A 21522-nucleotide genomic window follows, 5' to 3' on the forward strand; every position below is an offset into this window, starting at 1 on the left:
GGCTCCTTCCATCACCTGTCACAACGTGGCGGGAGGGGCTTTCTTTATCTGGAGATTTGACTATGAACGTTATCGCAATCATGAATCACATGGGTGTCTACTTCAAAGAAGAACCCATCCGTGAACTGCATCGCGCCCTTGAACGCCTGGACTTCCGTATTGTCTATCCGAACGACCGCGAAGATTTACTGAAACTGATCGAAAACAATGCCCGTCTGTGCGGGGTGATCTTCGACTGGGATAAATACAATCTCGAACTGTGCGAAGAGATCAGCAAGCTGAACGAATATATGCCGCTGTATGCTTTCGCTAACACCTACTCCACGCTGGACGTCAGCCTCAACGATCTGCGGATGCAGGTACGCTTCTTCGAATATGCGCTGGGGGCCGCCGATGACATCGCCGATAAAATCAGACAGAACACCGATGAATACATCGATACCATTTTGCCGCCGCTGACCAAAGCGCTGTTCAAATATGTGCGTGAAGGTAAATACACCTTCTGTACCCCAGGCCATATGGGCGGGACCGCCTTCCAGAAAAGCCCGGTTGGCAGCATCTTCTATGATTTCTTTGGTTCAAACACCATGAAATCCGATATCTCGATTTCCGTTTCTGAACTGGGTTCCCTGCTGGACCACAGCGGCCCGCATAAAGAAGCGGAAGAGTATATTGCGCGCGTCTTTAACGCCGAACGCAGCTACATGGTGACCAACGGCACCTCAACGGCGAACAAAATCGTCGGCATGTACTCCGCACCAGCTGGCAGCACCGTGCTGATTGACCGTAACTGCCACAAATCGCTGACTCACCTGATGATGATGAGCGACATTACGCCAATCTACTTCCGTCCGACCCGTAACGCTTACGGCATCCTCGGCGGTATTCCGCAGAGTGAATTTCAGCACGCCACTATCGCCAAACGGGTAAAAGAGACGCCGAACGCCACCTGGCCGGTACACGCGGTGATCACCAATTCCACCTACGATGGTCTTCTGTATAACACCGACTTCATCAAGAAAACGCTGGATGTGAAATCTATCCACTTTGACTCCGCGTGGGTGCCTTACACCAACTTCTCGCCAATCTATGCCGGTAAATGCGGGATGAGCGGCGATCGCGTGGAAGGGAAAGTGATTTATGAAACCCAGTCCACGCACAAACTGCTGGCGGCGTTTTCTCAGGCTTCGATGATTCACGTTAAAGGTGCTGTCAACGAAGAGACCTTTAACGAAGCCTACATGATGCACACCACCACCTCTCCGCACTACGGCGTGGTCGCCTCGACTGAAACCGCCGCGGCGATGATGAAAGGCAATGCCGGCAAGCGGCTGATCGATGGCTCTATCGAACGTTCCATTAAGTTTCGTAAAGAGATCAAACGTCTGAAAGGCGAATCCGAAGGCTGGTTCTTCGACGTCTGGCAGCCGGAACATATCGATGGCCCGGAATGCTGGCCGCTGCGTTCCGATAGCGCATGGCACGGTTTCAAAAACATCGATAACGAACACATGTACCTCGACCCGATCAAAGTCACGCTGCTGACGCCGGGGATGAAGAAAGACGGCACCATGGATGAGTTCGGTATTCCGGCAAGCATCGTGGCGAAGTATCTCGACGAACACGGCATCGTGGTGGAGAAAACCGGTCCGTACAACCTGCTGTTCCTGTTCAGTATCGGTATCGACAAAACCAAAGCGCTGAGCCTGCTGCGCGCGCTGACCGACTTTAAACGTGCCTTCGACCTGAACCTGCGCGTGAAAAACATGCTGCCGTCGCTGTACCGCGAAGATCCTGAATTCTACGAAAACATGCGTGTGCAGGAACTGGCGCAGAACATTCACAAACTGATTACGCATCATAACCTGCCGGAGCTGATGTTCCGCGCTTTCGAAGTGCTGCCGACCATGATGATCACGCCGTATGCCGCGTTCCAGAAAGAGCTGCACGGTCAGACCGAAGAGGTGTATCTCGAAGAGATGGTGGGGCGCGTCAACGCCAACATGATCCTGCCGTATCCTCCGGGAGTGCCGCTGGTTATGCCGGGTGAAATGATCACCGAAGAGAGTCGTCCGGTACTGGAGTTCCTGCAGATGCTGTGCGAAATCGGTGCCCACTATCCGGGCTTCGAAACCGATATCCACGGCGCCTATTGTCAGACGGATGGCCGCTACACCGTGAAAGTGCTGAAAGAAGAAAACAACAAGTAATTGAAGCTCCTGGGAAGTGGCGGGCCACTTCCCTTTTTTCATTGCCGGGTGGCGCTGCGCTTACCCGGCCTACGATCCGCATGTCGGCCCGTGCGAGCAACGCGCCGCCGGGCAAATTCGACAGACCGCAGGGAGACCTCATGAAAACACCCTCACAACCGCGTGCGATCTATTACATCGTCGCGATCCAAATCTGGGAATATTTCAGCTTTTACGGCATGCGTGCCTTACTCATCCTCTACCTCACCCATCAGCTTGGCTTCGATGACAGCCACGCCATCAGTCTGTTCAGCGCTTACGCTTCTCTGGTTTACGTTACCCCCATTCTCGGCGGCTGGCTTGCCGACCGCCTGCTCGGCAATCGCACGGCGGTCATTGTCGGCGCGCTGTTGATGACGCTCGGCCACGTCGTGCTGGGCGTTGAATCGGATGCAACCTGGAGTCTGTACCTCGCGCTGGCGATCATTATCTGCGGCTACGGCCTGTTCAAATCCAACATCAGCTGTCTGCTGGGTGAACTCTACGCCGCTGACGACCCTCGCCGCGACGGCGGTTTCTCGCTGCTGTACGCTGCCGGGAACGTCGGCTCCATCGCGGCGCCCATCGCCTGCGGGATGGCGGCGCAGTGGTATGGCTGGCATATCGGTTTTGCGCTGGCGGGGATCGGCATGTTTATCGGGCTGCTGATTTTCCTCAGCGGCCATCGCCATTTCAGCCACACCCGCGGCGTCGACAAACAGGCGCTGCGTACGGTGAAATTTGTTCTGCCGACCTGGGGCTGGCTGGTGGTCATGCTCTGCGTGGCGCCGGTGTTTTTCACCCTGCTGCTGGAAAATAACGGCGCTGGCTATCTGCTGGCCATCGTCTGCGTTTTCGCCGCCCAAATGGTGGCGCGCATTATGGTGAACTCCCCGCAGCACCGTTGCGCGCTGTGGCAAATCGTACTGCTGATGCTGACCGGCACGCTGTTCTGGGTTCTGGCGCAGCAGGGCGGTAGTTCGATCAGCCTGTTTATCGATCGCTTTGTTAACCGCCAGCTGTTCGCCATTGAGGTGCCGACGGCTCTCTTCCAGTCGGTAAACGCCGTTGCCGTGATGGCGGCGGGCGTAGCGCTGGCCTGGCTGATGCGCCCGGAAGGCAGCACGCGATCGGTGCTGCGCGTGTGGCTGAAATTTGCTTTTGGCCTGCTGCTGATGGGCTGCGGGTTTATTGTGCTGGCCCTCAACGCACGTCACGGTGCGGCGGAGGGGCAGGCATCGATGGGCATGATGGTGGCCGGCCTGGCGCTGATGGGCTTTGCCGAGCTATTTATCGACCCGGTAGCGATGGCGCAGATCACCCGCCTGAATATGCCGGGCGTGACCGGGGTGCTGACCGGCATTTATATGCTGGCGACCGGGGCGGTGGCCAACTGGCTGGCGGGTATCGTCGCGCAGCAGACCACCGAGTCGCAAATCAGCGATACGGCGATTGCCGCGTATCAGCACTTCTTTGCCCAGATGGGCGAATGGACGCTGGGCAGCGTGGCGGTCATTGTCGTCGTCGCCTTCGCCGCCGCGTTCAGCGTTGGCAAACGCCGCGCGGCTGCCGGTGAACTTCCCTGAGGCGGCGCCGGGCTTACCGGGGCGACAACATCATGCCGCCCGGTAGCCAGGTAGCGCGGCTAAGGCGTTTACGCCGCGAGCCGGGGAGGGCCCGAATGCAGCGTCGCCTCCGGGGTCAGCATCCCCGACACTGGAGCCAGGTAGCCCGGCTAAGGCGTTTACGCCGCGAGCCGGGGAGGGCCGAATGCAGCACCGCCTCCGGGGTCAGCATCCCCGACACTGGCGCGAAATCCGCTCCTTGCACCGTTTACTGAATAGCGGGAGGATATTCTGGCAGGCAATGAATCCGAAGATAAAAAACTGTTACTTAAGCAAAGACTTAGTGAAATCAGCCGCAACCGAAGCCAGGACCATAAAAATTGTTCTCCGGAGTCAGCGCCGGAACAGGGCGCGCCAGAGAGTGGCCTGGGGCAATGTATCGAAGCAAGTTTGAAAGCAGGGTTATGAGGAACCAACATGTCTGAACAACAAGCACAAAGTGCCGATGAGGCAATTGACCTTAATAATGAACTGAAAAACCGTCGTGAAAAGCTGGCTCAGCTTCGTGAGCAGGGCATCCCGTTTCCGAACGATTTTCGTCGTGACCATACCTCTGACCAATTGCACACTGAATTTGATGACAAGGATAATGCAGCACTCACCTCCTTGAACGTTGAAGTCTCTGTCGCTGGTCGTATGATGACCCGTCGCATCATGGGGAAAGCCTCCTTCGTCACTCTGCAGGACGTCGGCGGCCGCATTCAGCTGTACGTCGCGCGCGACGATCTGCCGGAAGGCGTCTACAGCGAACAGTTTAAAAAGTGGGACCTTGGCGACATTATCGCCGCCCGCGGTAAGCTGTTCAAAACCCAAACCGGCGAACTCTCCATTCACTGCAGCGAGCTGCGTCTGCTGACCAAAGCCCTGCGCCCGCTGCCGGATAAATTCCACGGCTTGCAGGATCAGGAAGCCCGTTATCGTCAGCGCTACCTGGATCTGATTGCCAACGACGAATCCCGACGTACGTTTAAAGTCCGTTCGCAGATCCTCGCGACGATGCGCCAGTTCATGGTGGGCCGCGGCTTTATGGAAGTCGAAACCCCGATGATGCAGGTGATCCCCGGCGGCGCGTCTGCGCGTCCGTTTATCACCCATCACAACGCGCTGGATATGGACATGTACCTGCGTATCGCGCCGGAGTTGTACCTGAAGCGTCTGGTTGTGGGCGGATTCGAACGGGTATTCGAAATCAACCGTAACTTCCGTAATGAAGGTATCTCGGTGCGTCACAACCCGGAGTTCACCATGATGGAACTCTATATGGCGTATGCGGATTACAAAGATCTGATCGAACTGACCGAATCCCTGTTCCGCACTCTGGCGCAGACCGTGCTGGGTAAAACGGAAGTCCCCTACGGCGACCAGATCTTCGACTTTGGCAAACCGTTTGAAAAACTGACCATGCGTGAAGCTATCAAGAAATACCGTCCGCAGACCGAGATGGCGGATCTGGATAATTTCGCCGCGGCGAAAGCCCTTGCCGGGTCCATCGGCATTCACGTTGAGAAGAGCTGGGGGCTGGGGCGTATCGTCACCGAAATCTTTGATGAAGTGGCGGAAGCGCACCTGATTCAGCCGACCTTTATCACCGAATACCCGGCGGAAGTCTCTCCGCTGGCGCGCCGTAATGACGTGAACCCGGAAATTACCGACCGCTTTGAGTTCTTTATCGGCGGCCGTGAAATCGGTAACGGCTTCAGCGAGCTGAACGACGCCGAAGACCAGGCGCAGCGTTTCCAGGACCAGGTGAATGCCAAAGCCGCCGGGGATGACGAAGCGATGTTCTACGACGAAGACTACGTGACCGCGCTGGAATACGGCCTGCCGCCGACCGCCGGTCTGGGGATCGGGATCGACCGGATGGTGATGCTGTTTACCAACAGCCACACTATCCGCGACGTCATCCTGTTCCCGGCAATGCGTCCGCAGAAATAAGTTACGCCCACGACCAGGCCCCCCGTTCGTCAGAGCCGGGGGCTTTTTTATGCCTCATATTTGCCGGTGGAAGGCCGCCGTCATCGCGCCAGACGGGTGAGGTACGGCCTTTGGGCGCTGTTTTGCGTTTCAGTGGCCCGGGCTGAGTGAAATGGCCCGCTTGTAACCGTCAGCCCACCGGCATTCATCGTCTCAGGGGGGGAATTGTGCTCGTCCACACGCCTCGCCGCCTTGTGCTGCACAACCTGGTTCATCCCCCTCCAGGCTGGCCTTCAGCGTATTTTTTTATCCTCCCCGTCGCGTCCGGGGGGCAGGCAAACGTCTGCGGCAGCTCAGACGCCTGAAAGCGCCGCTGATGTTTCAAATACCCCTTTTCTTCAGGTGAGTAATCCCCTCTGGCGGATTGCCAGCGGCAGGCCCGCGGCTTGTGCGCAAACTGCTGGGCGCCTCTCATTTTTTGCGCGTTTATGCCGCAATGTTAGATATCTGTCAAAGTTCTGTTATCAGATGGTTTTAAAATTTTCATTTCAGTTATTTAATTATAAAAGTTTCATATGTGTTGCTAATGGAACAAATAATCTGAAATTGACCGACCGACAAATCGTATGATTTATGAACTATTGTTTTAATAACTCATTAAAAAAGCCGCTGAATTAAGTGGTTCTGATAAAAGTGTGCCAAAACAGTGCAGTCAGAAGAAAGATTTCTGACTGGCGAACCGGTCGGCAGCAGAAAGATGTTTTCCGAAATGAATTTTTCATTTCATCTCGATGAACTGGCATATCACTGAACCCCAAGGAACAACTATGAACATCAAGAAAACGATTGTTGCCTCTTTGTTAGTCTGTATGTTGCCCGCCGCGGTGATGGCAAAAGATCTCTCCGTCGGCGTGTCGATGGCACTTTTCGACGATAACTTCCTGACTATCCTGCGTACCGCTATGCAAAAAGAGATGCAAAAAGAGGGAGTGAAATCGCAGGTTGAGGATGCCAAGGGCGATGTCGCGCAGCAGTTGCAGCAGGTGCAAAACTTTATTGGCCAGGGTGTCGATGCCATCATCGTCAACCCGGTCGATACCAATGCCGTGAAGCCGATTATCGATCAGGCGACAAAAGCCGGGATTCCGCTGGTCTTCGTTAACCGCCGCCCTCAGGTTCCGCTGACCGACAAAATGGCCTACGTCGGTTCGGATTCGGTGCTGGCAGGCCGTCTGCAGATGGAAGCGCTGGCGAAGGCGATGAACGGCAAAGGTAACGTGGCGATTCTGCTGGGTGACCTGGCAAACGAATCCACCCGCGACCGTACCAAAGGCGTGGAAGAGGTCGTCGCGAAATACCCGAATATCAAGATAGTCCAGAAGCAGACGGCGAAGTTTATGCGTAACGATGCCGTTGATGTGGTGAGTAACTGGATGACCAGCGGGGAAGATATTCAGGCGATCGCCTCCAATAACGATGAAATGGCGATTGGCGCGCTGCAGGCGCTGGGGAGCAACCCGAAGCACATTCTGATCGCCGGGGTCGACGGGACGCCTGACGCCCTGCAGATGCTGAAAAACGGCAAGATGATCGCCACGATTTTCCAGGATGCCAAAGGGCAGGGGGAAGGGGCGGTGGATGCGGCCGTCAAACTGGCGCACGGGGAAAAAGTTGAAAAAGTCATCGATATCCCTTACCAGCTGATTACCAAACAGAATATGTCTGAATTTGTCAGTCGTAATCAAAAATAATCATTTCTGGCTCAGCGGTACGGAGGGTGATGTATGAACGCTTTTGCACTTGAAGCCGAAGGTATCAGTAAGTTCTTTCCTGGCGTGAAGGCGCTCGATAACGTCTCATTACGCGTGCGCCCGGGGACGGTGCACGCCCTGATGGGGGAAAATGGTGCGGGAAAGTCGACGCTGATGAAGTGCCTTATCGGGATTTACCGTCCCGATAAGGGCGCGATCCGGGTGAAGGGTGAACCGGTGCAGTTCCAGGATACGATGGATGCGCTGCGCGCGGGGATCTCGATGATCCACCAGGAGCTGAACCTGGTGCCGCATATGACGGTGGCGGAAAATATCTGGCTGGGGCGCGAGCCGATGAAATACGGCTTTGTCGACCATCGGCAGCTGACCCGCCAGACTCAGACCCTGCTCAATAAACTGAATATCCGTTTATCCGCCGACCGGCTGGTGGGCGATCTCAGCATTGCCGCCCAGCAAATGGTGGAAATAGCCAAAGCGGTATCGTGGAACGCGGATATTGTCATTATGGATGAACCCACCTCGGCGCTGACGGAAAGCGAAGTGGCGCACCTGTTTACCATCATTCGCGATTTACGCGAGCAGGGCAAAGCCATTATTTATATCAGCCACAAAATGGATGAGATTTTCGCGATTACCGATGAAATTAGCGTCTTTCGCGACGGGACCTGGGTGGGCAGTCGGCAGACGGGTGAATTTACCCGTCAGTCGCTGATTACCCAAATGGTGGGCCGCGAATTAACTCAGCTGTTCCCGAAATTCAATAATACGATTGGCGAGGAGGTGTTAACGGTCCGCAATCTGACGCGCCAGGGCTATTTCGAGGAGGTGAATTTCAGCGTCCGCCGCGGAGAAATTCTCGGCGTTGCCGGTCTGGTCGGCGCCGGGCGCAGCGAAGTGATGGAGAGCCTGTTCGGGATGGAGCGCTTTGACAGCGGCGAAGTGTTGATTGACGGCCAGCCGGTGACGATCGACTCGCCTTCCGTCGCCATTGAGAAAGGGATGGCGCTATTGACGGAAGATCGCAAAAAGTCCGGGCTGTTCCTCGTGCTCTCGGTGATGGAAAACATGAGTATCGTCAATATGCCGGAATATATCGGCAAGAGCGGGTTCGTCAAACATATGAAGATGGCGGAAGACTGCATGGAACAGATCCGTCGACTGAATATTAAAACCCCGACCATGGATCAAATTATTAATAACCTGAGCGGCGGTAATCAGCAAAAGGTCTTAATTGCCCGCTGGCTGCTGGCGCAGCCGAAAATATTAATTCTTGATGAACCAACCCGCGGGATTGACGTGGGGGCGAAAGCTGAAATTTATCATCTGATAAGCGAACTGGCCAACCGTGGCGTCGCGATCATTATGGTCTCTTCTGAACTGCCGGAAATTCTCGGCATGAGCGATCGGGTTATGGTCATGCACGAAGGGCGTATTACCGGCATCCTCGACAAAGACGAAGCCGATCAGGAAACCATTTTGTCGTTGGCATCCCACTGAGGTGTAGAGAATGAGTAATATGAAACTAACCGCAACCGCGGCAAATGAGCGATCCTCTTTCCTCGGTAATTTACGCCATAAATTGCCGAAAGATACCGGTATCTTTATTGTTATGCTGGTTATCGCCCTGACATTTGAAATTGCCGGCTGGTTTGTCCGCGACCAGTCTTTTCTGATGAATACCAACCGCCTGGTGTTGATCGTCCTGCAGGTCGCCATTATCGGGATTATCGCCGTCGGCGTCACGCAGGTCATTATCACCACCGGGATTGACCTCTCCTCCGGTTCGGTCATTGCCCTTGCCGCCGTGGTGGCAGCAAGCCTGGCGCAAACCTCGGATAGCCTGACGCCGATGTTCCCGTCGCTGGTTAACCTGCCGGCGGTCATTCCCATTTGCGCCGGGATTGGCGTCGGGCTGATCTGCGGATTAACCAACGGCTTTTTGGTCACCCGCACCGGGATCCCGCCGTTTATCGCCACCCTCGGGATGATGGTTTCCGCCCGCGGTCTGGCGCAATATTACACCCAGGGAAATCCTATCAGCTTCTTGTCCGACAGCTTTACGTCGATTGGTCAGGGGGCGATGCCGGTGATTATTTTCTTTGTGATTGCCGCCCTGTTTCACATCGCCCTGAAGCACACCCGCTACGGTAAATATGTTTACGCCATCGGCGGCAACATGACCTCGGCAAAAGTGTCCGGCATCAATGTGAATAAATATCTGGTTATCGTCTACACCATCGCCGGCGCGCTGTCGGGGCTGGCCGGAGTGGTGCTGGCGGCGCGCGTCAGCAGCGGGCAGTCCAGTATGGGGATGTCCTACGAACTGGACGCGATCGCCGCGGCCGTTATCGGCGGCAGCAGCCTGATGGGCGGCGTTGGCCGCATCACCGGGACTCTGATTGGCGCGATGATTCTCGGTTTAATCAAAAGCGGCTTCACCTTCGTCGGCGTCGACGCTTACGTTCAGGATATTATCAAAGGGATTATTATTGTTGCGGCGGTGACGATAGACATGCGCCGTAACCGCAAGAAGCATTAACCGGCAAGAGCCCGTGGCCTGAGCTGCCGCGGGCTCTATGACTTTCTACGCCGCGTCCGGTTCCGGCTCATCGGCGGCCAGGTGTAAACTGTTGAGCAACACGTTGGCCCCTTTTTCTGCCCATGCGGGCAGAATGTTTTCCGCCTCGTTATGGCTAATCCCTTTCTCACAGGGGATAAAAATCATGCTGGCGGGCGCGACCTTGCTGATATAGCAGGTATCGTGACCGGCGCCGGAGACCATACGTCGGGCGCTGTAGCCCAGCGCTTTTGCCGCCTGCTGGCTGCGGGCCAGACACTCTGCATCAAAGGCGATAGGGGCGTAATCGAAAATACGCTCGACTGTCGCCGTCACGCGGCGTGCCGCCAGCTCTGCGGCGGCACGATGCAACGCCTGTTCCATTGCCTCCAGCGCGCTGCTTTGCGGATGGCGGAATTCCACGCTGCAGGTTACGCGCCCCGGCACCACGTTGCGCGATCCCGGTATCACCTGCGCCATGCCGATGGTCGCCCGGCCATCGGGATTGTGGGCGATGCCGATTTGCTCAACCGCCAGCGCCAGCTCGGCGAAAGCGGTCAGCGCGTCGCGGCGACTGCCCATTGGCGTGGTGCCCGCGTGGGCGGAAAAGCCCTCCAGCGCGACGTTGAACCAGCGTTGGCCCATCGCCGCGTCCACCAGCCCGATATCAACCCCTTCTTCTTCCAGAATCGGCCCCTGTTCGATATGCACCTCATAACAGGCATGCAGCGGGAATGCGGCGGCCGGGCGTTCGCCGCGGTAGCCGATAGCCTCCAGCGCCGCGCCGACGCTGATGCCGTCGCGATCTTCGCGGGCCAGCGCGAAAGCTTCGCTGAACTGCCCGGCCCACACGCCGGAGGCGAGCATCGCCGGGGCAAAGCGCGCCCCTTCCTCGTTGGTCCAGTTGACCAGCACGATATCGCGTTCGGTCTCTATGCCACGATCGTTCAGCGTACGCAGCGCCTCCAGCCCGGCCAGCACGCCGTAAATGCCGTCATAGCGGCCGCCGAGCGGCTGGGAATCGACGTGCGAACCGGTCAACACCGGGGCCAGCTGCGAATTTTTACCGGCGCGGCGGATAAACATATTGCCCATACTATCGACTGTGCAGGGAAAACCGGCTTCCCGCGCCCACTCGCGCAGCAGGTCGCGTGCCTGCCGGTCTTCCTCGCTGAGCGCCAGTCGGGTGACGCCGCCCGCAGGCGTGGCGCCGAGACGCGCCATCGCGTTGAGCGTTGACCACAGACGTTCGCCGTTGACGGTTATCATGGTTTGTCCTTCTTCACGCGATAGCGGAAGTCGCAACACTTTCCGCCCTGCATAATGGTGGTGGTGCGGGTCAACTCCACGTCCGGGGCGTAGCCGACGATAAACTTGTCGTCGCGGGCGCAGGAGAGCAGGTGACCAATCTCGCCGAGGCCCATTTCGTGGTACATCTCGGCGTAGCGGCAGCGGTTAACGTTGTAGTTATACTGCTGGTCGTCGGCGTCCAGCACCTTGACCTCCAGCGCATTGTCCTTTTCCCACAGATATTGCAGGGCGACAAAGCTCTGGATGTTCGCGCCGTCCGGCTCCTGGCTGGCAAAGGCTTTTCCCGCCTCGATGGCGGCGTTTTCAATCGCTTCGCCGATGACCGCCTGGGCGCGAGCCTTGCCTATCTCGCGCACCAGAATGGCGTAAATCGGCTTAATAATTTCGGCTTCAATCTTGCGGCGGGCGAGAATGCCCAGCTCATTATTATCACTCATCACATTGCCTCACTGCGTTACTTCGTTGTTGCGCCGCCGAGTACGGTTTGCGGCTGCCATTTGCCGTCGACGACTTTGTAAACGGTAAAGGTTGGCGATTTCAGGTTGCCCTCTTTATCAAAGGCGATTTTCCCGGTGACCCCGGAGTAGTCGATCGCGCGCAGAGCGGGCAGGTAGTCGGTCGGGTCGACGGAGTCGGCTTTTTCCATCGCCGCCACCAGTACGCGGGTGGCATCATAGGCGAACGGCGCGTGCAGCTCGATATGGGTGTGGTAGCGCGACTGGTAGGCTTGCTCAAAGGCTTTGCCGCCCGGCATCTGGTCGACCGGCAGGCCCGGCTCCAGTGCCACCACGCCGTCACCCTCTTTTTGCGCCAGCTGGAGGAAGGTCTGGCTGACGAAACCGCCGGCGCCCATCAGGGTGGCGTTCATCCCCAGCTGTTTGATCCGCCGCGCCAGCGGAGCGGCCTGGCTATCGACGCCGCCGAAGAAAATCAGATCGGCGTTTTTGCTGCGGATTGCGGTCAGCACGGCGCTGAAGTCGACCGTTTTGTCGTCAACATACTGACGGTCAACAATTTTCACGCCCTGTGCTTCCAGCGACTTAATAAACTCGTCCGCCAGCCCCTGACCAAAAGCGGTACGGTCATCGATCACCGCGATGCGTTTCGCCTTCAGAGTTTGCACCGCGTACTGTCCGGCAAACTGGCCGCCGTCATCGTCGTGGCCCATCACGCGGAAGCTGGTGTCAAAGCCCTGTCTGGTATAGGCGTGTCCGGTGGCGACCGGGGCTACCTGGGCGATGCCGGCATCGTGGTAAACCCGTGCGGCGGGAATGCTGGTGCCGGTATTCCAGTGACCGACGACGCCGGCGACGCCGCTGTCCACCAGACGCTGGGCAACGGCAACCGCGGTACGCGGATCGGACTGATCGTCTTCCGATTGCAGTTTGAAGGTCACCGCCTTGCCGCCGATGGTCGGATGCTGCTGGTTGATATCATCAATCGCCAGCTGCGCGCCGTTTTCCAGATCCTTACCGATACGGGCGGAAGGACCGGTCAGCGGACCCGCCAGGCCGATAATGACGGTTTCGCTGGCCGCAGACCAGGCGGCGGATGAGGCAAAGCCACTGAGCAGAATAGCGGCGCTGAGCGCACTGATTTTGACTGTTTTCATTGTTTTTCCCTGAGGCTGGTTAGTGTGTCAGGCGGGTATCTCGCCCAAATAAATCTGTGCAATACGGTCGTCGGCCAGCAGCGCCTGCGAGGCACCGCGCTCGACAATGCTGCCGCTGTCCATCACCCACGCGCTGTCGGTGGCTTCCAGCGCCAGGCGCGCGTTCTGCTCAATCAGCAGTAGCGCCACGCCGCGCTGACGGAGAGTGGCTATCACACGGAAAACGTTCTCGACCATCAGCGGCGCCAGGCCCATTGACGGCTCATCAAGGATCAGCAGACGCGGCTGGCTGAGCAGGGCGCGGTTGAGCGCCAGCAGCTGCTGTTCGCCGCCGGAAAGCAGCCCGGCCAACTGATGCTGGCGTTCAGCAAGGCGCGGGAAGTTGGCGAAGATTTCGTCCATCTCCTGTCGGACCGCCGCGCTATCGCGACGCAGCCAGGCGCCCATTTGCAGGTTTTCCAGCACCGTCATGCGGGTAAAGATGCCGCGGCCTTCCGGTACCATCACCAGCCCTTCGCGCAGCAGCGACTCCGCTTTGCGTCGCCGCAGCGGTTTACCGTTGAAAATAATCTCGCCGCTAAAAGGCTCCAGCCCGGTAATGGCGCGCACGGTGGAACTTTTGCCCGCGCCATTGGCGCCGATTAACGTCGTCTGCTCACCCGCTTTAACGCTGAATGAGACATCGCGCACCGCCTGGATACCACCGTAGTGCACGCCGAGGCCGGTGACGGTTAACAGATCAGACATGGGCATTCCCTCCAAGCCAGGCGGCGATCACCGCTGGATCGCGGCGCACGGTCTCCGGCGTTCCGCTGGTCAGCGTTTTGCCGTAATCCAGTACCATCAGGCGATCGCAGATGCCCATCACCAGTTTGACGTCGTGCTCAATCATCAGCAGGGTTTTGCCGTCGTCGCGGATGCGCAGCAGCAGTTCGCCCAGCGCCATCTTCTCGGCGGCGTTCATCCCGGCCGCCGGTTCATCCAGCGCCAGCAGGCGCGGATCGGTCGCCAGCGCGCGGGCAATTTCCAGCCGCCGCTGGTGGCCGTAGGCGAGGTCGCAGGCGCGGTAGTGGGCGAACTGCGCGATACCGGTGTAGTCCAGCCAGTGCCACGCCAGCTCGCGGGTCTGCGCCTCTTCGGCGCGGGCGCGTTTATGGCGGGAGAGCGCGGCCCACAGACCGTTGCGGGTGCGCACATGGCGGCCGACCATCACGTTTTCCAGCACCGACATCTCGTTAAACAAGCGCACGTTCTGGAAGGTGCGGGCGATACCAGCGGCGGTGACCTTCTCGATATTTTTCGGGAAGTAGGGCTGCCCGGCGATAGCGAACTCGCCGCTGTCCGCCGGATAGAGCCCGGTTATCAGGTTAAAGCAGGTGGTTTTCCCCGCGCCGTTTGGTCCAATCAGGCCGTAAATTTCGCCTTCGTTGATGGTCAACGAGACGTTATCGACCGCCGTCAGGCCGCCGAAGCGCTTTGACATATGACGTACGCTTAACAGGCTCATACTTTGACTCCCTGATGACGCGCGGGCCAGATGCCCTGTGGACGCAGGAGCATGACCAGCACCAGCGCCAGGCCGTAGAACAACTGGCGCAATATTTCCGGGTCAATCAGCACCTCGCCAAACAGCGCCTGCTGTAGCGGCGCCGCCTGGCTGCGCAGCAGCTCCGGCAGCGCGGTCAGCAGCACCGCACCGAGGATCACGCCGGGGATATGCCCCATTCCGCCGAGCACCACCATCGCCAGCACCGCGATCGACTCCTGCAGGGTGAAGGATTCCGGGGAGACAAACCCCTGGAACGCGCCGAACAGCGCCCCCGCCACGCCGCCGAAGGAAGCGCCGATAGCGAAGGCCAACAGCTTGTAGTTACGCAGGTTGATGCCCATCGCGCGGGCGACGTCTTCATCCTCGCGGATGGCATGCCAGGCGCGGCCAATGCGCGAGTGCTGTAGCCGCAGGCAGACAAAAATAATTGCCACAATCACCAGCATCAGCAGGTAGTACCACAGCCACAGCGCCGGGACTTTAAAACCAAACCAGTGATAGACGCCGCTAAACTTCAGCCCGAACAGATTCAGCGAATCGACCCCGGAGATGCCTTTTGCGCCGTTGGTGATATTGACCGGACGGTCAAGGTTACGCATCAGGATGCGGATAATTTCGCCGAACCCGAGGGTGACGATGGCCAGATAGTCGCCGCGCAGTTTCAGCGTCGGCGCGCCCAGCACGATACCGCAGCCCGCTGCCACCAGCGCGGCAAGCGGAATAATCACCAGCCATGAGGTATGCAGGCCGTCGGGAAACCAGGTTTGCAACAGCGGGAAAACCTCCAGCAGATGCGGGGAGGCCAGCAGTGCCGCCAGATAGGCGCCGACGGCGTAGAAGGCGATAAAGCCCATGTCCAGCAGACCGGTGTAGCCGACCACAATATTCAGCCCCAGCGCCAGCATGATATACAGCAGGGCGAAGTCGATGACCCGCACCCAGTAGTTGCCGCCGAGCTGGCTGGCGACCATTGGCGCCACCAGCAGAGCGCAGATGAACAGGGTCATCCCGGACCAGAAGCGGCGGGAGGCGATAGGCGTGTCGAGTTGTACCGTTGTCATGATTTTCTCCTAAGCCCGGTGCGCAACGCGCTCGCCGAGTAAACCGGCAGGGCGGAAGACCAGCACCAGGATCAGCACCATAAAGGCGAAGATATCCTGATAGTTGCTGCCAAAGACGCCGTGGGTCAGGTCGCCGAGATAGCCGGCCCCGAGGGATTCGATCAGGCCCAGCAACAGGCCGCCGACCATCGCGCCGCGAATATTGCCGATGCCGCCGAGCACCGCGGCGGTAAAGGCTTTAATCCCCGGCAGAAAGCCCATGGAGAAGCCAGCGCTGCCGTAATTGCTGGCCATCATCACCCCAGCCAGCGCGGCGAATACGCCGCCGATGGCAAAGGTGAGGGTAATAATGGCGTTGGGATTGACGCCCATCAGCGTGGCGATGCGCGGGTTTTCCGCCACTGCGCGCATCCCCCGGCCTAAGCGGGTGAACTCCACCAGCAGCCACAGGCCGAGCATCACGGCAAACGCCAGCGCGACGGTGACGATACCGGTGACGGTCACGAGCGCCGGAGGATGCGCAGCGCTCCTCTGGGTCACGGCGATCGGGTCCATCGGCAGGATCTGCGGGAACATCAGCGGATTGCGCGACCAGACGATCATCGCCACGGTTTGCAGCAGCACCGAGACGCCGATCCCGGAGATCAGCGGCGCGAGGCGCGGGGCGTTGCGCAGGCGGCGGTAGGCAAAGCGTTCGACCGCCATCGCCAGCAGGGCGCACACCGCCATGGCCAGCAGCAGCGCCAGTCCGAGCTGCGCCAGCGGCGGCAGAGTGGGGAAATGGGCATTCAGCGCGTTCATCCCGGAAAGGGTGGTTAACGCGCCGACCATCAGAATATCGCCGTGGGCAAAGTTAATAATGCGCAGGATGCCGTACACCATGGTGTAGCCGAGCGCGATCAGGGCGTAGATGCTGCCGAGCATGACCCCGTTGATAATTTGTTGTATGAGTGTGTCCAACTGATTCTTCCGACAAGATGCTCGAATGACAGCTACCATCCAACAAATGAATTAAATTGTAAAATACGCATATATTCTTTCTTATTATAAATGCGTAGTTAACTATCTTTATGATTTTTAATATTATTAAGTAATGCGTCAGGTAGCGAAATACGCTAAGAAAATCAATATATGAAAAAAACAGAACAATTGCAGGGGCCGGTTAGCTGGTCGGAAAGTACGTTAGCCAACGATCCGCCGCTGCGGGCGGTGCGCGCCTTCGAGGCGATCGCGCGGCTGGGCAGCGTGACCCTGGCGGCGCAGGAGCTGGCGATTTCGCCCTCGGCGGTAAGCCATCAGCTGAAGGTGCTGGAAGGCTATTTGCAGATTCCGCTCACCGAACGCCAGGGGCGGCGGCTGACCCTCAGCCAGCAGGGGCGGGAGTATTACCGCTCTATTCGTGCGGCGTTTAACGTGCTGCGCCAGGCCACCGAACATCTGGTCGAGCAGGTGCAAACCCAGCAGGTGACGATCAGCCTGATCCCGCTGTTTGGCATGGGCTGGTTTATTCCCCGCCTGTCGTCGTTCGTCCATGCCAATCCGCATACCGAAATCAACGTGGTTTACGCCAACCACCGTAACTACCTCAGCGACGCCTCCGATATGTCGATCCGCTTTGGCAACGGCCACTGGACGGGCTATCAAAGCGAAAAACTGATTTCCGGAAAAATGGTGCCGGTATGCAGTCAGGCTTTTCTGCGCCTGCACGGGCATATTGATACCCCGGAGCAGCTCTTGCAGATGCCGCTGCTGCACGACGAGGAGCGCACGACATGGAATCAGTGGTTTGTGCAGCAGGGGGTTAAGCGTCCGCCGCGCTCGACGGGAGCGCTATTTGAGGATGGCCTGCTGACCCTGGCGGGCGTACAGGCGGGGCTGGGCTGCGCGCTGATGCGCGAGCCGCTAATAGCCCCCTACCTGAAGAGCGGCGAGCTGGTGAAAATCTTCGATGCGGCGATCGATGATGGTCGGGATTACTACCTCTGCGTGCGGCAGGACAGCGAGATGACGCCAAACGGCAAACTGTTGCAGAGCTGGTTACGCAACGAGGCGTTAAGCTAAGCCCCGCGTTAATGCGTCAGCGATGCCGAATCTGCAACGTCGCGGGCAGGTAGCGCTGTAGCGGCTCTGGCGTATTGCCGTCGATCAGCTGGCTTATCAGATCATAGCAGTGCCAGGCCAGCTGGCGATTGTCCTGCTGCACGGTATCGATACGCAGCGACAGTGAATCATAAAGGTAGTGATCGTCGAAACTGGCCAGGTGGATATCGGAATCCAGCAGATGATGCTGGCTCATATAGCGCAGCACCCCTTCCAGCAGACCGCAGGCGGCGGTGAACAGCGCCTTCGGCGGCCGTCCGAGACGCGCGCAGAGCGCGGCGAACATCTCATAGCCGGAGCTCGGGTGATAGTTGCCGTTAATCACCCACTCGGGACGCAGTTCGACCCCGGCGTTTGTCAGCCCCTGGGTAAACCCGGCGAGGCGATCGCGGGAGGGCGACAGGCGCGGCTGCCCGCCGAGAAACCAGAACTCATCGCGATGCGAAGGCGCAATGCGGGAAATCAGATCCGCCGTCGGGCTGATGGAGTCGGTCATCACCAGCGGCAGCGTGCTGTCGCTGGGGCAGCGGTCAAACAGCACCACCGGCAGCTGTTCGCTGAGCTTGCGGTAATCGGCGTCGTTATGCATACAGGAGGCGACGATCAGCCCGTCAACCTGGCGGGCAATCATATTATTGACCACCATGCTCTCCTGACCGGGGTTTTCGTCGGTACAGGAGATAAGCAGTTGAACGCCCGCCTCGCGGCAGAGCATTTCCAGCTCATGAGAGAAGACGGCAAATCCGTAGTTGGTGATTTCAGGCACCACCAGGCCGATGGTGTGGCTGCGGTTATCGCGCAGCAAGCGGGCGTGGATACTGGGCTGATAATGTTGTTCGCGGGCGATAGCCTGCACGCGCTCGCGCGTTTCCTGCGCCACGCGTAGCTCTTTGCCACGACCGTTCAGCACCAGGCTGGCGGTCGCTTTCGACACGCCAGCCAGTTCAGCGATATCTTTAATGGTAACGCGTTTGGTTTTCATCACAACAACATGCGCCTGAAAGCAAAACGCTTATTCTACCATGCATGGCTCCAGCGGCCAGTAGCAGAATGTTGCCGGCGTCGCGCCGCTGAAAACCAGCTGTGCGGGATAGTCCGGGAACAGGCGGCTGCTCATGACCCCTTCGCCATCGTTAATGAAAATCTCCACGCTCGAGCGGTCGATAAAAATCCGCAGCGAGCGGACTTCGCCGCGCCAGTAACGATAGAGCATCTCGTCGTTGGCGAGGCTGCGTCGCGCCAGGCGGATTCCGCTACCGTCGCGCTCAAGGGTTAACGCGCCGCCGAAATCGAGACTTAACGCGTCGTCACCGGCGGTATCGAGGGCGATTTCCAGCGGCGCCAGCGGCAGAACGTTGCCCTGCCAGCCGCGGGCTTCGCCGCGCAGGGCGCTCAGTTCGCGCAGCGGGCGCTGAAAGAGTTTGCCGTCCACCCACGCCAGTTCGCGCAGGCAGGTCATCTGGTGGATCCAGCCGTGGGCTCGCGTCGGCTGGCGCATCTCCTCGCCGTCCGGTACGCCCATCCAGCCGACCAGCAGCCGACGGCCATCGCTGGTCTGCATGGTTTGCGGGGCGTAGAACTCAAACCCGGCATCCAGTTCGTGCAACGCGCCGTGCGTGAAGGCGGCGCTGGCGTAGTCGAAGCTGCCGGCCATCCACACCGCCGGATAGCTGTTGAGGTAGCGCTCTTTCTCGCGGGCTATCCCCTGCGGGCAGCAAATCAGAATATGCTGGTCGGCGAGCGGGAACAGGTCCGGACACTCCCACATGTAACCGGCATCGTGCAGTCCGTTGATGCCGGCGCCGGCGATTTCGCCTTCGTTGATCCATTGATGGAGATCCACAGAGCTAAACAGCAGCACCTTGCCGCGTTCTTGTCGATTCTGGGCGCCCAAAACCATGTACCAGCGGCCTTCATGCCGCCACACTTTCGGGTCGCGCACGTGGCCGGTATAGCCCTCCGGCAGCGGCAGGACCGGCCCCAGCTTGCTGAAGGTGCCGTCGGCATTTTCCGTCGCCAGGCACTGCCAGGCGGTTCGGCTGCCGTCGGCAAACTTGACGTTGCCGGTATAGCACAGGGTCAGCGCCCCGTGATTATCCACCGCGCTGCCTGAGTAGCAGCCGTTGCGGTCATACTCCTCGTCCGGCATCAGCGCAATCGGTTCATGCCGCCAGTGCAGCAGATCGGCAGAACTCCAGTGCCCCCAGCATTTGAACTTATGGTCGCAGGCGAGCGGGTTCCACTGATAGAACAGGTGATAGCGCCCGGCAAATTCGACAAAGCCGTTGGGGTCGTTCATTAGCCCGGTGACCGGCGCATGGTGCCAGCGAGGATAGTGACTATCGGCCAGCGCGCGCGGCTGGCCCTGCATAACGGCCTGCAAAATTGCAGGCAGGCGTGATGGAAGTGACATTATTCCGCGTCCGTTTTGTATTTCAGCAGCAGGGAGACGATAAAGGCAACGCCGAAGGCGATGACCATCCCGATAATGTAGTTCAGCAGCGAGCTGGCCTGCACGATAGCCATACCGGGAATCGCCGTCAGGCCCACCGCGGTCATGTAGACGTGCATGGAGACGACCCACGCGCCGCCCGCCGCCCCGCCGATCAGCGCGGCGATAAACGGCTTCATAAAGCGTAAGTTGATACCAAAAATCGCCGCTTCGGTGATGCCCAGCATAGCGGAAAACGCCGACGGCAGGGCAATGGCTTTGATTTTGACATCTTTGGTTTTAAACCACACCGCCAGACAGGCCCCGCCCTGGGCGACGTTGGCCATTGCCCAAATCGGCAGCAGGAAGTTGACGCCGATGGACGGATTGCCCAGCAGGCCCGCTTCGATGGCGTGGAAGCTGTGGTGAATACCGGTGATCACAATAACCGAATAGAGACCGCCAAACAGCAGTCCGGCCAGCCAGCCGGCGTGGCTAATCAGGGTGCTGAGAATGAATGAAATGCCGTCACCCAGCGCGCGACCCGCCGGGCCGATAATCAGCAGGGCGATAAAACCGGAAATAATCACCGTCAGGAACGGCGTCAGGATCAGGTCCAGCGCATCGGGGATCACGCGGCGCAGCTGCTTCTCAACGATGCTCATAAACCACACCGCCAGCAGCACCGGGAACACCGTTCCCTGATAGCCGATCATGGCGATCTCGAGGCCGAAGAAGTTCATGGTATGGAAACCGGCGGCCACGCCCCAGGCGTTGGTCAGCGCCGGGTGGGTCAGAATGCCGCCGAGCGTCGCGCCGAGATAGGGGTTACCGCCGAATTCGCGGGCGGCGGTAAAGCCAATCAGGATCGGCAGAATAATAAACGCCGCCGAACTGCACATATCCAGCATGATGTAGATAGCGTTGCCCGGATCGACCCAGCCGTAGGTTTTGACCATGCCGAGCAGGCCCATCAGCAGGCCGGAGGCGACGATGGCCGGAATGATCGGTACGAAGATGTTCGACAGCAGGCGAGCGATACGCTGGAACGGATTAAGCTTTTTCGCCGCGATGTCGGCGGCTTCCGATTTGCTGGATTCGCCGATGCCGGCGGCCTGAATAAAGGCGGCGTAAACTTTGTTTACGACCCCGGTGCCAAAAATAATCTGCATCTGTCCGGCGTTGCGAAAACATCCTTTTACGCCTTCAATTTTGCCGATAGCCTGCTGGTCGGCGAGCGCATCATCGACCAGTACCAGACGCAGGCGCGTGGCGCAGTGCGCGGCGCTGGCAATGTTTTCCTTGCCTCCCAGAAGCGGAAGCAGCGAGCGGGAAATCTGTTCAAAATCCATAGTACCCTCT

General features: G+C 58.6%; 17 protein-coding genes. 7 read left to right on the forward strand and 10 right to left on the reverse strand.

Annotation, left to right across the window (positions count from 1 at the left end):
• Positions 1–62 precede the first annotated feature (62 nt).
• The 6 genes from cadA to CWM52_RS21915 all read left to right on the forward strand — a co-directional run bounded on the left by cadA (position 63) and on the right by CWM52_RS21915 (position 10078).
• Entirely contained in the window at positions 63–2210 is a 2148-nt protein-coding gene (gene cadA / locus CWM52_RS21885) for a lysine decarboxylase CadA (RefSeq protein ID WP_100686006.1), read from the forward strand.
• Between the two features lie 140 nt (positions 2211–2350).
• Entirely contained in the window at positions 2351–3814 is a 1464-nt protein-coding gene (dtpD, locus tag CWM52_RS21890) for a dipeptide permease DtpD (RefSeq protein ID WP_100686007.1), read from the forward strand.
• Positions 3815–4270: 456 nt separating this feature from the next.
• Positions 4271–5788, forward strand: coding sequence for a lysine--tRNA ligase (gene lysS / locus CWM52_RS21900; RefSeq protein WP_100686008.1), 1518 nt, complete (start codon positions 4271–4273; stop codon positions 5786–5788).
• A gap of 806 nt (positions 5789–6594) precedes the next feature.
• The gene (locus tag CWM52_RS21905; RefSeq protein ID WP_100686009.1) at positions 6595–7518 is read left to right on the forward strand and encodes a sugar ABC transporter substrate-binding protein; all 924 of its coding nucleotides are present in this window, start codon (positions 6595–6597) and stop codon (positions 7516–7518) included.
• A 33-nt stretch (positions 7519–7551) separates the two neighbouring features.
• Entirely contained in the window at positions 7552–9036 is a 1485-nt protein-coding gene (locus tag CWM52_RS21910) for a sugar ABC transporter ATP-binding protein (protein WP_100686010.1), read from the forward strand.
• A 19-nt stretch (positions 9037–9055) separates the two neighbouring features.
• Positions 9056–10078: an ABC transporter permease gene (locus CWM52_RS21915; protein ID WP_191121248.1), complete on the forward strand. Its 1023-nt coding sequence runs from the start codon at positions 9056–9058 to the stop codon at positions 10076–10078.
• Positions 10079–10123: 45 nt separating this feature from the next.
• Here the strand turns inward: CWM52_RS21915 and CWM52_RS21920 are convergent, their stop codons facing one another.
• The 7 genes from CWM52_RS21920 to CWM52_RS21950 are packed head-to-tail and all read right to left on the reverse strand — an operon-like array spanning position 10124 to position 16589.
• On the reverse strand, positions 10124–11365 hold the full coding sequence (locus CWM52_RS21920) for a Zn-dependent hydrolase (protein ID WP_100686012.1): 1242 nt from the start codon (positions 11363–11365) through the stop codon (positions 10124–10126).
• The gene (locus CWM52_RS21925) at positions 11362–11844 is read right to left on the reverse strand and encodes an L-2-amino-thiazoline-4-carboxylic acid hydrolase (RefSeq protein ID WP_100686013.1); all 483 of its coding nucleotides are present in this window, start codon (positions 11842–11844) and stop codon (positions 11362–11364) included. The genes CWM52_RS21920 and CWM52_RS21925 overlap by 4 nt, the downstream gene beginning before the upstream one ends.
• A 17-nt stretch (positions 11845–11861) precedes the next feature.
• A complete protein-coding gene (locus CWM52_RS21930) occupies positions 11862–13019 on the reverse strand; it encodes a branched-chain amino acid ABC transporter substrate-binding protein (protein ID WP_100686014.1) in 1158 nt (385 codons plus the stop codon).
• Positions 13020–13046: 27 nt separating this feature from the next.
• A complete protein-coding gene (locus CWM52_RS21935) occupies positions 13047–13766 on the reverse strand; it encodes an ABC transporter ATP-binding protein (protein WP_100686015.1) in 720 nt (239 codons plus the stop codon).
• Positions 13759–14526, reverse strand: a complete 768-nt coding sequence (locus tag CWM52_RS21940; RefSeq protein WP_100686016.1) for an ABC transporter ATP-binding protein — start codon at positions 14524–14526, stop codon at positions 13759–13761. The genes CWM52_RS21935 and CWM52_RS21940 overlap by 8 nt, the downstream gene beginning before the upstream one ends.
• Positions 14523–15629 carry a branched-chain amino acid ABC transporter permease gene (locus CWM52_RS21945; protein WP_100686017.1) on the reverse strand — a complete coding sequence of 369 codons (1107 nt, stop codon included), beginning with the start codon at positions 15627–15629 and terminating at the stop codon, positions 14523–14525. Before CWM52_RS21945 ends, CWM52_RS21940 begins: the two co-directional genes overlap by 4 nt.
• 9 nt (positions 15630–15638) lie before the next feature.
• The gene (locus CWM52_RS21950) at positions 15639–16589 is read right to left on the reverse strand and encodes a branched-chain amino acid ABC transporter permease (RefSeq protein ID WP_100686018.1); all 951 of its coding nucleotides are present in this window, start codon (positions 16587–16589) and stop codon (positions 15639–15641) included.
• 171 nt (positions 16590–16760) lie between these two features.
• On the opposite strand from CWM52_RS21950, the gene CWM52_RS21955 reads away from it, so the two are divergent.
• Entirely contained in the window at positions 16761–17690 is a 930-nt protein-coding gene (locus tag CWM52_RS21955; RefSeq protein WP_100686019.1) for a LysR substrate-binding domain-containing protein, read from the forward strand.
• Between the two features lie 16 nt (positions 17691–17706).
• Here CWM52_RS21955 and CWM52_RS21960 read toward each other — a convergent pair whose 3' ends face one another.
• The 3 genes from CWM52_RS21960 to CWM52_RS21970 are packed head-to-tail and all read right to left on the reverse strand — an operon-like array spanning position 17707 to position 21512.
• A complete protein-coding gene (locus CWM52_RS21960) occupies positions 17707–18711 on the reverse strand; it encodes a LacI family DNA-binding transcriptional regulator (protein ID WP_100686020.1) in 1005 nt (334 codons plus the stop codon).
• Positions 18712–18741: 30 nt separating this feature from the next.
• Positions 18742–20142: a sucrose-6-phosphate hydrolase gene (locus CWM52_RS21965; protein ID WP_100686021.1), complete on the reverse strand. Its 1401-nt coding sequence runs from the start codon at positions 20140–20142 to the stop codon at positions 18742–18744.
• Complete coding sequence (locus tag CWM52_RS21970; protein ID WP_100686022.1) at positions 20142–21512, reverse strand: sucrose-specific PTS transporter subunit IIBC; 1371 nt, start codon at positions 21510–21512, stop codon at positions 20142–20144. Before CWM52_RS21970 ends, CWM52_RS21965 begins: the two co-directional genes overlap by 1 nt.
• Between the last annotated feature and the right edge of the window lie 10 nt (positions 21513–21522).

It is taken from the genome of Raoultella sp. T31 (assembly GCF_002806725.1).
Taxonomy (GTDB): Bacteria; Pseudomonadota; Gammaproteobacteria; order Enterobacterales; family Enterobacteriaceae; genus Klebsiella; species Klebsiella electrica.